This is a genomic window from Bacillus sp. EKM202B, assembly GCF_011066025.1.
Lineage (GTDB): Bacteria > Bacillota > Bacilli > Bacillales > Bacillaceae_G > Bacillus_A > Bacillus_A toyonensis.
The window spans coordinates 1-12,838 of sequence record NZ_JAAMNK010000045.1; the positions used below are offsets into that span (position 1 = coordinate 1).

Sequence of the window (12,838 nt, forward strand, 5' to 3'; positions counted from 1 at the left end):
TGTGTTGATGCATACTTCTCATTCCAAGTAGATACTAAATCATCTACTGCTCCAGACACATTACCATATGTCGGATTCTGGACAGATATCGTATTTTCTTTCCTCATTCCAGGTAAGTCTATACTAATATTTAAAGGTTTTCTCTTAGCCACTAATAAACTAGGTTGATTATCGGCAAAAGCTTTATTTGCAAGTTGTACTGCTCCTGGATACGTACGATTAGCTACAGAATCAATAATCGAAATATCGACCGGTGACGTTGTAAGTGATTTTTTTTCACGCTCAACTACTACAAATTTACCATTTGAATTGATACTTTCTTTCGGAACAAAACTCTCTACTTTATCACCATTTACTGCTAAAATATCTCTACTATCATACTTTAAATTTGCTATACCATTATTAATGTCACTAGCATTTTTTGCTGCATCAGTTGCATTACCTGTTTGCGTTTCCGCGAAAGAAATAGATGAATAATGAATAGTGCATAAACTAACTAACACACATGCTAGGAATTTTATTTTTTTATTACTTTTCTTAATTTTCAGAAAAATCACCCCGTTCTTTTTTTATATTAAATATGATAATGATTGCTAATTAATAAACTTACATAAATGCTTTTAAAAGTTCTTGAACTAACGGAATTACCCCACCTAAAAATTTCAAAACTGCCATTGCGATTTCCATATTGCTTCCTCCTCTTTGTTGTATTAAAGATGTGTTGAATATTTATGTCTTCATTATAATAAGCTTTTACATTTGCATCAATTCATTTTTATATGCAATATTACATATTGGAGGAAGAACATTTTTTTGCTAGATTGATGATGGAATAGAACCATATGCCCATCACCCTGAAGTTTTGGTGTCCCCCACAACGATAAAAACAAATCACTTCATGTGACACCTAAATCCAACGTTAAGATTAGTGCACAATTTAATAGAACTTGGAGATAATAGTGTCTAGTATTCAGCAAATGATTTTGAAAAAAAACAGGCGCACAATATTAGCCATTGTGGGATAAACAGCATAAGTGAATCACTTTATTTTGAAGTTCTTCTAGTTATGCTCCCTTTAATAAATGATCAGCATACAATCGCTGAACGAGTACACGAACTTGGCGCAGGGTTTATGTTACATATTCAGCAATTATCGGCCGAGGATTTAAAACATGCCGTCAATGAGGTGTTGCAGAACCCTTTTTAACTAAGGTGCTAGTCTGACAAATTCATCTATAAATTTCATAATCAAAGCATAAATGATAAGACTTATAGGTAATACATTTACAACTAAAGCGAAAATTCTTTTACTTAATTTCTCTGTGCTGAACATTGAAAGAATGCTTACAGGTACACTAAATATAGAAAGATAGAATGTGAGTAATACTAACATTCTTATCATATAATTCCCACTATCGTCTACACTACTTAATAAATTGTAAATTGGTAAGATAATAATCGTAGCAATCGCTGTCAAAGAGGATATTTTAGTAAATACATTCAAATTTCTCCTTACCAATCCTTTCACCTCTCTTTTATATTCATTACAATGCTCCTATAAGTTCATTCATTTTTTTACAGGTAGAAATAAGCATTTGCTCCATTCGTTCCTCTTATATTGAAAGGCATGTAGTACTCCCCCTCTTAAAAATATTTCAAATCAAAATGAAAAAACGTTTTGAAATATAAATTCAATCTATCAATACATTACAACAAAAATCTATAGATATCAGAATTTTCAATTTATTAAAGGTTATCCTCCAAACAACCTCGAACATTGTAAGAAACATACATAAGGAGGTTGATCTATTTTGTTTCGTTCTTTTACAAATGGTTGCGTCACCTTAGTGCAACGTTTCTTGCCAGAACCGTTTATTTTATCATGTTTATTAACTGTTTTTGTTATCTTCTTCGGCATGTTTGCAACTCACCAAACACCGGTCGAAATGATTAATCATTGGGGTAATGGCATTTGGGGACTTCTCGCCTTTTCTATGCAAATGGCACTAGTACTTGTCACTGGATCTGCTTTAGCGAACGCTCCTCTTATTAAAAAGGGGTTAACGAAAGCTGCCAGGCTACCGAAAACGAATGGCCAAGGTATTATTGCCATTTCAATTGTAAGTTTACTTGGTGCATACATAAACTGGGGATTTGGTATTGTTGTATCTGTTTTATATGCAAAAGAAGTTGCAAGACAACTTGAAGGATTAGATTACAGATTAGCAATTGCTTCTTCTTACTCTGGATTTCTCATTTGGCATGCGGGTCTTTCTGCTTCTATCCCTCTTACGTTAGCTACTGGCGGTGAAACGTTAATTAAAACGACAGCTGGAAGTATTAAAGAAGCGATTCCAATAACAGAAACGTTATTCTCACCATACGCTCTCGTTCCAGTTATTATCTTTCTCATTACGATGCCACTCATTAACCGGGCAATGCATCCCGATGAAAAACATACGGTAACAGTAGATCCTAGCGTATTTCATGAAGAAGCTGCTGCTATAGAAGTAGAGCCAAAAACAGTCGCTGAAAAAATGGAAAATAGCATCATTATTACACTTTGCGTTGGGTTATTAGGTCTCATTTATATTTTCAATTACTTTTATACGAAAGGTTTTAACCTTACACTCGATATCGTTATTTTTATGTTATTAATTGCTGGTCTTATTTTTCACCGGACTCCGATTCAATATATTCGTGCTTTTTCAGACTCTACAAAAAGTGCTTCTGGCATTCTACTTCAGTTTCCGTTTTACGCAGGAATTATGGGTATGATGATTGGAGTAAATAGTGAAGGTCTTTCTCTTGGAGGAGCTATTTCTAATTTCTTTATTAGTATTTCAAACGAAACGACTTTCCCGCTCTTTACTTTTTTAAGTGCTGGCATCGTTAATATTTTTGTTCCATCTGGTGGCGGTCAATGGGCTGTACAGGCACCCATTATGATTCCAGCTGGTGCTGAACTTGGTGTACCTGCTGCAAAAACAGCAATGGCAATTGCGTGGGGCGATGCTTGGACGAATTTAATTCAACCTTTCTGGGCATTACCAGCGTTAGCGATAGCTGGTTTAGGTGCTCGTGATATTATGGGATTTTGCGTTGTGAACTTACTATATGCAGGATTTATCATTAGTTTATGCTTCTTATTTATTTAAACGAAAAGCTAGTTTTATACTAGCTTTTTTACATAATAAATCATTTACCCCGCATTAACAGGCAGTAAACTCCCACCCCATACCAGCTAGAGCAAAGCGGTTAGGTGGGAAATCAACTGCCTGTAAATGCCCGATTGGTGAAGGCTAATAATCAGTGGGAAGAACAAAACCCCCACTGATTAAAGTTTCACTTTATTTCCCACGCAATTTATAATCGTCTTCCACTCTATCTCCGTAAGGTTTAATGCCTCAAATGCAAAAAAATCTTTACATATCTTTTCAATCAGATATGGATTTTCCCTCAAGAAATTCCACTGTAACGCTTTAGGAAGAAAATACGTTTCATACTCTTTACTTCCTCTTACTACCTCATCGACTTCTCTTTCACAAATCCCTCTTATTAAATAATCATTTCTTAATTGGATCTTCATTTGTTGAAACGTTTCACTATATTTCTTCAATTGGATTAAGCAATTAATATAGGTACGAAAAAGTTCGTTATCATACTGACAACAATTTATAATACGATCAATTTCATTCATAATGTACGAGCCTTTTCTTCTATTTGTAATAACCACTTTTCCCGCTTCTCTCGTTTACTCGTTTTCACAGATTGAAAAACAGATCGTTTTATATCGCGAATGCCGCAAAAACGTAAAACACCTCTCTTCATCATAATCCAATCTGCTGATCGATATAATAGGGCGACGTACCATAACGGTGAATCTAACGTATTAATTACCCACGCCTTCTTTCCTTTCAATAAGCCCTTCGGCAAGGCACCTTCATATTTATAAGCAAATCCAGCTACGAAAATGCGATCAATAAACCCTTTTAAAATAGCAGGCATCCCCCACCACCATATCGGATATATGAATAAAAGAGTATCTGCTTCTGCCACTAACGTTCTGTACCAAGCTGTTTCTTCTTCATTTACTAAATCACGCCTTTTCTTCTCTTCATTAAATACGAGCACCGGATCAAATTGTTCCTTATATAAATCAAGTACTGTAACAGAATGATTTTTCCCCTGTAGTCCTTTTTGCACATGCTCTAAAATCGCCTCGTTAAAACTGGAAGGATTAGGATGAGCGTATATAATTAATACGTTCATTACAAAACAACTCCCTCTATAGTTAAAGTTTCCCCTTCTTTAACATCTTCTCTACAATTTGTACGTTTTTCGAACTTTGTAATAAACGGTTTAATACGGTAAGTAACTCTTCCTTGTCTAAATCTTTCAGTTTCTCTTTCACCGTACGCTCACCAGCACCTTGAATATCATAAACAACTGCCGCCATATGCTTGCAAAGATTCTCATAAGGACACTCGCAGCTACTTTCTGTAAAATCTTCAAGATCAATAATCACTTCATAATTTCCTGCATTTTCAGTAACGAAAGCAATTACTTTCTTGTCTTGTATTTCAACATCTTCTACATGTCCATCTTCATAATATTCATATCCCTTATCTATAATGTACTTTGGGATCCATTTCGTTATATCTTTTAATAAGTAAGCGTACATATTTGCACCTCTTCCTTTAATTCCCTTTTGACTTCAAAAAACCTGCATGTTATTCTAATAACTGTCAAGTAGCGAGTCTACGTGACAAAACGACTGACACCTATTCGGCGGAGGTGTCTCTTTTCATTTGCAGCCGATATGAATTGCCTCTTTCAGGCACATTCAATTTTTGACACTACACACTCAACACCATTCCCTGTATCAGGCTGCATTAGCAGTCTTTTACTCTACATACTTCGCTATTTCAAGAAAAAAAGAGAGACTAGCTCCCTTTTCTCGCCTTATAAAATACCCCTTTTTCAGTATAGAGATATTCATCATCAGCTAATGTAATTTTCCCATCCAGTTTGAGTTCATCTAATAGTCTTGATAAATAAAATTGATGTAACATTTTTTTCGTGAATTTTCCTTCATGATGCGAAACGATATGTTCTTGAATATCTAACAATGATATTGGCTTATCTTGCTCTATCATATATTCATAAACTGTACTACGCAGTTTTACGTATTTTTCGAGTGTCACAGTAATCCGCAACCCCTTTCTTCTTAATATAAATTTTCGTAATCGGTTTTTTTGCAACAAAAAAACCTCTCCGATAAGAAGAAGTTACGTATATATCTTCGTCTTATCTCCCAGAACAAATATGTTCTGCTGGAATTAGCACCTGCATCGCGGTTGCTGGGTTTCATCGGGCCAGTCCCTCCACCTCTCTGGATAAGAAAATATTCACTTAAATCTTACTATACGTAATTTCATTTCAATTGTCAAACAAATACAACAAATTATATTTTCTTTCTTCCTGTTCATACTATACATATATGAATATGCAAGGAGGATTATGAAATGCACGAAAATGCTCGCGGATATGTACAAGATTCTTTTCAATCATTACAAGAAGCAAAACATTGTTTAGAAGAAGCATTACAGACTGTCGAAAAAGATTTTAATCGTGCTCGTATTGAGCAATCTCTTTATGCGATCGAACAAGCTATTCAACGCTGCGATTACACGGTTCACATTTTAGAACAAGATTGAAAAAAACTTCCCATCATAAGGTGGGAAGTTTTTTCAAATGGCATACTTCATAATTATTGCCGTTATGATTAAAAAATATACAGAATTAACAATTTCTAAAATCCCTACTTTTATGATAGAAATTTTTTTGCCATACAACATAATTGCCCGAATGACACTTGGTATAAAAATAAGAGAGCACCATGGATTGGTAACAAATATAATTATCGTTAATACGATATGATAACCCCATGATATAATACGATACTTCGGATTATTTTTTTCACGAATCATTGTCTTCACATAAAACGTACTTCCTAAAAAATATAAAAATGAAATAATCGCAATAAATAAAGCTGTTTTATCTATGAGTTTCATTGAAAAATAATAACTAACTAAACCACCTATACAGAAAACGATAATTGCGCAAATGTCATTTAGCAGTGCTCTTTCATTCTTTTGACGAGCGTAATACATATTTACTATAAATAATGGAATCATTGCTGCTACGAATAAAAGAACTCGCCATTCATATAATAGAGAAATCATCCCAAATACGAACGCAATAATAAAATATACAATTGCTGCATGTAAAAACTCTTTTTTTCGTTTTTGTTTTATGTACATGAGAAATGGATACGTAGCTAAATAGATAAAGAACCAAGCTAAAAACAATGGAATATGATAAAAAGTAGGTTTCCCAAGTATGACACTTAATAGAAATGGGATAACAAGCATGGCCCATGCACCATGTTGCTTCGGAATAACTAACTTCATTAACTATACACCTCCCTCTTGAAAGAAGTTCTCACCTACTATTATACAAATAATTTTATATAATAACGGATGTATATTGGATCTATTTTTTGACAATAAAAAATGCTTCTTACAATATGTAAGAAGCATGAAAGAGGCAAACGAATATGTAAGTCGCGACCCTACCTTATATAAGTATGCTTTTCTATGTCATGTTATGCTCATCTAATATACCGTATTTCTTTTTAAACCTTGTGAGAATCGTAATCCACGAAGTACTAAATAGTAGTAGGAAAATAACATTTGAAATCGCATGACTTAAGTCAAAGTAAAAACTCGCGACATAGTACGCAATGACGGTTTCCCACGTTGCTTCTCGTATAAAACCGAGAAGTCCCCAGAAGTTCATAATCCAACCAAATAAAAATCCAACAATTAATCCGTATAGGAGTCTTCCCCATAGCTTTTTCATGAAAAATGTATTACGTAATAGTCCAGCTATAAAACCAATCATACCCCACGAAAACATTTGCCACGGTGTCCACGGACCTTGTCCTAAAAAAATGTTCGATACGATAGCGGCTGTTGCCCCGATCATAAAACCAGTTTCACTCCCAAACACGATTGCAGAAACGATAATGACAAAGGAAGTTGGTTGTACACTTGGTAAAATAGAAAATGGTACGCGGCTAACCGCAGCAATTGCTGCTAACACGGCAACGAGAACAATTTCACGTGAAACAAACGCCTTCCTTTCAAAACGGATATAGAAAGGTAACATAATAACAGCTAATAAAAACAAACTACTTACCATGTAATAGCCGTCCATGAGGAGTGTAGTAAAGAGTAATGTGCCTATTATAAACGCAAAAATACATATTATGAATGCAATATATCGTTTGGACACGCTTCGTACACATCCTCCCACGTTAATGCATATGGCAATTCTTTTCGAATGAATCGATTAATAGATGTTGTATAAAAGAAGTTACCGCTAAAAAATTCTTTCGGTGCATCATTCATAATGACTGTTCCATCAAATAACATCATGCACTGATCAACATATTTCGCTGCGAACTCAATATCATGCGTTGCCATTACAATGGTTGTACCTTCTTTTTGTAATTTCCTAAATAGCTCCCCTACTCTTTCTTTCTTCCATGGGTCTAACCCCTTTGTCGGTTCATCAAGTAGTAATAGCGTTGGTTTTGATAATAACGTTGTACATAATGCAAGTAGTTGTTGCTCTCCCCCGCTACAATCATGTGGATGGCGCTCTTTAAGCGAATGTAACCAAAACTGTTTCAACATATCTTCTGCTATTTCTTTTCCTTGTTCTCCATATAATTCACGAGCACGTTCATAAACTTCTTGCCACACTGTATCAAATGTAAAATGATAATACGGATGCTGTGATACATACCCGATCCTTTTAAATCGTTCTTTCGAATCAATTTTATGTATCACTTTACCATGCCACTTTACTTTCCCTCTTCTCGCTTTTTGCAATCCTGCTAAAATCGTTAACAGTGTAGACTTCCCAGTACCATTTTTCCCAACGAGCGCTACCCATTTTCCTTTTTCAATCGCAACTGTTAAATCTCGTAAAATAAGCGGACTATTTTTTTCATATTGAAAAGAAATATGTTCTGCACTTAACATTACTTCTTGTTTTTCACGTTGTACCATCTGCTCATTCACATATGATATCGCTGAAAAGTCATTCATTTTCATTTGTGCTTCTCGCACTGTAAACGGAATATCTCTCGCATTCCATTCTAAAAACAACCTTGGAATTTGCGGAATAAATGGACGGAAGTTTTCTACTTTCCACATTTTCGCTATAACTGTTTTAGGACTACCATCATAAACAATTCGGCCGTTATCCATACAAACAACGCGTGTTGCAAGTGGTATCACTTCATCTAAACGATGTTCACTTAAAATAATCGTAATTCCAAGTTCTTCATTAATACGTTTTAACAATCCTAAAAACTCTTTCGCAGCAATTGGATCTAATTGCGCCGTTGGTTCATCTAATAATAATAGTTTCGGCTGCATAACTAATACCGCAGCTAAATTGACAAGTTGTTTTTGCCCACCAGATAACGTATGAACAGATTGATGCAATAAATCTTGAAATCCTAAGAAGCTAATGAGCTCGGCTATTCGTTTTTGAATAATATGTGATGGTAATCCGATATTTTCTAAAGAAAATGCTAATTCTTGAATCACTGTATCCATTACGAGCTGATTTTCTGGGTTTTGAAATACCATCCCAATTTCTTGGGCAGATAATAAGTCAGGTACTTCCTCTAATAATACATCTTCATAAAACATCTCTCCCGAACGCGTGCCAATTGGAAGTAACTCCTTTTTAAAATGTTTTAATAATGTCGTCTTCCCAGATCCGGATCCTCCAGCTAGCGCTATAAACTCTCCTTTTTGAATAGAAAGAGAAATATGCTGTAACGCTTTTTCATTTTCATCAGCATATACAAATGATAAATTGTTTATTTCTGCATGCGCCACCATATCCATTCCCTTCCTTCCATTATGATTGGTAAACTAATAAACAGCGTAAATGCTACAAACATCATTCCATCGTATTGGTGGAATAGAATAGATTCGACTTTCGGATAAATGATCAATTTTCCTCCGCCATACTTACTACATATGATAGCAGTTATAAATAAAATCATTAAATAACTGAGCGTATACCAATCACGTTTTTCCATTCTATACCGAATATACGTCGTACGTTTCGTTACACCAAATCCACGAGCTTGCATAGAATCTGCCGTTTGAAGTGCATCTTCTAACGAGCAAATTAATAATACTTGCAGTAACTGCATGCCATTTTTCACTCGTTCAACAATTGAGCCTGAATCTACCTGCACACCTTTTGTCTTTTGGACGAGTGTTATTTTCTGTAATCTTCTAATAAACAAAGGCACAAACCTCACTGTAATCATCGTTAACAATGCAACTTTCGGTGAAATTCTCGAAAACAAATATAAAAATTTATGACTTGAAATAATATCATTATACGAAGCAAACGTAAACATAATTGCAACTAGTAATAACCCCATTACTACTCCAAACATAATTGCCTCCAGCTTAATACGGCTATCACCTAACCAAAATAACGTAGTTCGACCTCTATGCGTTAATAACGAATTAAATAAAATTACCATAAAAAAGAATACGATTGTGCTCGGTAACATCTTTCTTATCTTTTCGCTATTCCCTTGCATCACATTTAATATAACGATTAATAAAATTTCTCCAATTAAAAAAAGAGGATGAAGACACATCATACATAGTATCATCACCCCAATATAATAGAAAAAATTCACAAAAGGATGTAAAGAAGAAAAACTTATTTTCATAGTCCTTTACCGAATGCCTTTCTTATTTTAATACATATACCCACTCAATTGTATCTCCTGGTTTTACTGTAACTACACCAGCACTACGGTTCGGAAATGCACCATTCACACGATATTTCCATCCACTAGTATCAGCAATATCTTTTTCATATACATCATTAATACCTTTTACATAAATGCTATCTTTTGATCCACTTGCATCAACATCTAATCCTGTACGCTGCAACACTTTATAAACAGTATCGCCTTCTTGTACATCAACCTTTTTCGCACCTAATAAGTATCCTTCATGTCCTTTTACGGAGATAGTAACTTGTTTTGCTTGTGGTTTAGGTACCGTTACAGGATCTGGTTTTGATGGTTCAGGAGTTGGTACGGGCGGAGTCGGTATCGTTTTATTCTCTTTATTCGGATCTACCTTTTGCTCCTGCTTCGGTGTTTCTTTCGGCTGATTGACAACCTTTGCTTCTTCTTTTACTTCCTGTGCTTTCGGTTGCTGTTGTTTCTCTTCGTTTGCTTTTTGTTGTTCTGGTTGTTTAGTAGCAGATTGCTCCTGAGGTTTCTCTTCTTTCTTTACTTCAGGTTGTTCCTGCGGCTTTTCCTCTTTCGGCTTCTCTGCTACTTTTTGTTCTTGTTTCTCTTCTTGTTGTTTCTGTTCCGGCTCAGCTTGTTTCTCTTCCTGTTTCACTTCTTCTTTCGGTTCTTCTTGTTTTGCTACCTCTTCTTGCTTTGGCTCTGCTTTCTTCTCCGGCTTTACAGCCGCCTCTTCACATCCGGCAAGTAGCCCGAGTGAAAGCATTAAAGAAATGAACCACTTCATCTTACTCATGTTCTCTCTCACCTTTCATATAAAAATTAGGAGCAAATCATTGCTCCTAATTTTTGTTAAGCTGCTTTACGTCTCCATAATACATATGCAGAAGCAATACATAATACACCCATACCTACTTCTGTAGCTGTACTATGAGAAGATGCTCCTGTTTTCGGTAGCATGTTTTCATTTTTAACTGGTTTATTATCTACAACAGCTTTTACATCTTCATCTTTTGTTTCTTGTTGTATTTGTTTTTGTTCTTTCGGTTCTTCAGTAATTTCTTTTTCTATTACCTTATTTTCTGGCTCTTCAATCGGTTTCGGCTTAATTACTTCATCATCGCCTACATTAGACCAGTCATAAATAGACTTTCCGATTTCTTTAAATTGAACTAACGCTAAAAGAGCTTGCTCTGTAGCCATTCCGTTACCATTTTGATCACTTGGTAACCATTTAAATTCACCATTTGGAAGTTGATATGACAGCAGACTTTGCACTGCCTTATGAAGACGATTTTGATCTACATCTTTAACAAGTGATAATCCAATAATTGCTTGCGCAGTACTATTAGAATTCTCTTGTCCATCAGCAGAAAAACCACCATTTTTTAGCTGTTCGGTATATAAATACGCAACAGCTTTTTGTACAGCTGGTTTCACATCTGATCGATCTTGATAAGGTGCTAACGCGGATAAAACCATACCTGTTACATCGACGCTACTAGCACTATCTTTACTACCTGAACTAGTATAAGTCCAGCCACCATCTGTATGTTGCGTGTTTAAAATTGCATCTACTAAAGCAACTCGATTCCACTTTGCTTCGACTGGAATTTCATATTTATTCGTATCAAAGGCAAGTAACGCAAATGTATAACCTGTAACAGAATTTACTTTATCAGATTCATACAATTTTTGAACTAAGTTATGTCCGCCTACCTTTTTAGGGTCTGCACTCATTGCATTCATCATAATAATCGTTCTAGCTAAATCTGTTGCTGAAAAACGATTTATACGCTTTTCCACTTTTTCTGTTACTGCCTTAACATAATTTAATTGCGCCTCAATTGGTACATTCTTTCCAGAACGAGAAAGCCCTAGAGCTACCCAATCACTCTCTATTCCATCTTGTAACATCTTTTCAGACGTTTTAGAAATTGCTTCGTTTACTTGCGCTGCTGGAACTTGAATGTTCTCTTGCTTTGGTTGTTCTGGTGTTTTTGTTCCATCTGGATTTTCCTGTTTTGGATCATCTGTTTTTGGCTCTTCTGGTTTCTCTTGTTTTGGATCATCCGTCTTTGGTTCTTCTGGTTTCTCTTGTTTTGGATCATCCGTCTTTGGTTCTTCTGGTTTTTCTTGTTTTGGATCATCTGTTTTTGGTTCTTCTACCGTTTTACAAGTACCAAATTTATCTAATGTTTGTTGTAATGTTTCTTGACTCATATTGCTCCAGTCTGAAACAAAACGGAAAACAACAACATCTCCAGATTTTAATTTATAACTATCCGCTCCAACTTCTGCAGATTTATCATTTACATCATACAGCCAGCCACTTGTAGCCCCGGCCATTAGCCCATCAATGCCTTTTACATACGTTCCAAACGACATCGTTTCAGCTTCTACTTTGTCCCCCATGACTTTTTGCAGCAAACTTAAAGCTGTTTCCCCATCTTTAATTTGCTCTTCTTTCGGACATAACATAATGCCATTTTGTGATTCACCAACAATTGCAAGTTTTGCTGTATTTCCTTCAGCAAACGTAATATGTACTGTATTCGCAAAAGAAACAAATACAAGTATAACTGCCATTAACGACGTAAGCAGCCATTTTTTCAACATTGCCATCCCAAAATTTCCTCCCTTACTACTATTCACACAAAAAAAGACCCTTCAAGGGCGTGCAATTGACACTCTTTTTTTGTAAGTGTCGAACAAACTGTGCAACACCTCCTACCCGCATCATTCGCGGCTATATTTGTATAGGAAAAATAATTTTGTTCATGAACGTATCATTGTGATAACATTCACTTTTTTAGGCACGACTTACTTCCATTTAAGTTATCGTAAAACGATAAACCTATACATTCTGTTAATTTTAAATTTCTGTATTATTTTACTATTGACAAAGAATTTTGTCCATGCTTTATCGGATTTATTTTCTAAGAATAGTAACTTACT

The 12,838-nt window shown here is 35.2% G+C and carries 14 protein-coding genes and 1 riboswitch; of the genes, 3 read left to right on the top strand and 11 right to left on the bottom strand.

The annotated features are described in order from the left end of the window. Nucleotides 1-557: thiol-activated cytolysin family protein (locus G9F74_RS27310; protein WP_185157062.1), on the bottom strand; the 557-nt coding region annotated here is incomplete at its 3' end. Nucleotides 558-1,006: 449 nt separating this feature from the next. Here G9F74_RS27310 and G9F74_RS27315 point away from each other — a divergent pair. Next, complete coding sequence (locus G9F74_RS27315; RefSeq protein ID WP_255253933.1) at nt 1,007-1,207, top strand: glycosyltransferase; 201 nt, start codon at nt 1,007-1,009, stop codon at nt 1,205-1,207. Nucleotides 1,208-1,811: 604 nt separating this feature from the next. After that, complete coding sequence (locus G9F74_RS27320) at nt 1,812-3,158, top strand: short-chain fatty acid transporter (RefSeq protein WP_000490047.1); 1,347 nt, start codon at nt 1,812-1,814, stop codon at nt 3,156-3,158. 179 nt (nt 3,159-3,337) lie between these two features. On the opposite strand, the gene G9F74_RS27325 is transcribed toward G9F74_RS27320, so the two are convergent. From G9F74_RS27325 to G9F74_RS27340, 4 genes are all read right to left on the bottom strand, one after another. Next, on the bottom strand, nt 3,338-3,700 hold the full coding sequence (locus G9F74_RS27325) for a hypothetical protein (protein ID WP_001002313.1): 363 nt from the start codon (nt 3,698-3,700) through the stop codon (nt 3,338-3,340). Continuing rightward, nucleotides 3,697-4,272, bottom strand: a complete 576-nt coding sequence (locus G9F74_RS27330; protein WP_001101574.1) for an NAD(P)H-dependent oxidoreductase — start codon at nt 4,270-4,272, stop codon at nt 3,697-3,699. Before G9F74_RS27330 ends, G9F74_RS27325 begins: the two co-directional genes overlap by 4 nt. Nucleotides 4,273-4,294: 22 nt before the next feature. Further along, nucleotides 4,295-4,684 (bottom strand): SWIM zinc finger family protein, encoded by a 390-nt coding sequence (locus G9F74_RS27335; protein ID WP_016108808.1) that lies wholly within the window; start codon nt 4,682-4,684, stop codon nt 4,295-4,297. 262 nt (nt 4,685-4,946) lie between these two features. Further along, entirely contained in the window at nt 4,947-5,267 is a 321-nt protein-coding gene (locus G9F74_RS27340) for a hypothetical protein (RefSeq protein ID WP_073990648.1), read from the bottom strand. A 40-nt stretch (nt 5,268-5,307) separates the two neighbouring features. Further along, a riboswitch (SAM riboswitch) is annotated at nt 5,308-5,406 on the bottom strand. Between the two features lie 122 nt (nt 5,407-5,528). Between G9F74_RS27340 and G9F74_RS27345 the strand changes: the two genes are divergently transcribed. Next, complete coding sequence (locus G9F74_RS27345) at nt 5,529-5,720, top strand: hypothetical protein (RefSeq protein WP_000545000.1); 192 nt, start codon at nt 5,529-5,531, stop codon at nt 5,718-5,720. Between the two features lie 33 nt (nt 5,721-5,753). Here G9F74_RS27345 and G9F74_RS27350 read toward each other — a convergent pair whose 3' ends face one another. The 6 genes from G9F74_RS27350 to G9F74_RS27375 all read right to left on the bottom strand — a co-directional run bounded on the left by G9F74_RS27350 (nt 5,754) and on the right by G9F74_RS27375 (nt 12,505). Then, complete coding sequence (locus tag G9F74_RS27350) at nt 5,754-6,476, bottom strand: YwiC-like family protein (RefSeq protein WP_000779960.1); 723 nt, start codon at nt 6,474-6,476, stop codon at nt 5,754-5,756. A gap of 184 nt (nt 6,477-6,660) precedes the next feature. Further along, entirely contained in the window at nt 6,661-7,362 is a 702-nt protein-coding gene (locus G9F74_RS27355) for an ECF transporter S component (RefSeq protein ID WP_002093568.1), read from the bottom strand. Beyond that, nucleotides 7,335-8,996 carry an ABC transporter ATP-binding protein gene (locus G9F74_RS27360; protein ID WP_002156463.1) on the bottom strand — a complete coding sequence of 554 codons (1,662 nt, stop codon included), beginning with the start codon at nt 8,994-8,996 and terminating at the stop codon, nt 7,335-7,337. Before G9F74_RS27360 ends, G9F74_RS27355 begins: the two co-directional genes overlap by 28 nt. Further along, nucleotides 8,969-9,847: an energy-coupling factor transporter transmembrane component T gene (locus tag G9F74_RS27365; RefSeq protein ID WP_002105009.1), complete on the bottom strand. Its 879-nt coding sequence runs from the start codon at nt 9,845-9,847 to the stop codon at nt 8,969-8,971. The genes G9F74_RS27360 and G9F74_RS27365 overlap by 28 nt, the downstream gene beginning before the upstream one ends. A gap of 22 nt (nt 9,848-9,869) precedes the next feature. Continuing rightward, entirely contained in the window at nt 9,870-10,676 is an 807-nt protein-coding gene (locus G9F74_RS27370; protein WP_016108809.1) for a DUF4430 domain-containing protein, read from the bottom strand. A gap of 56 nt (nt 10,677-10,732) precedes the next feature. Beyond that, entirely contained in the window at nt 10,733-12,505 is a 1,773-nt protein-coding gene (locus G9F74_RS27375) for a DUF4430 domain-containing protein (RefSeq protein ID WP_016108810.1), read from the bottom strand. Nucleotides 12,506-12,838 lie beyond the last annotated feature (333 nt).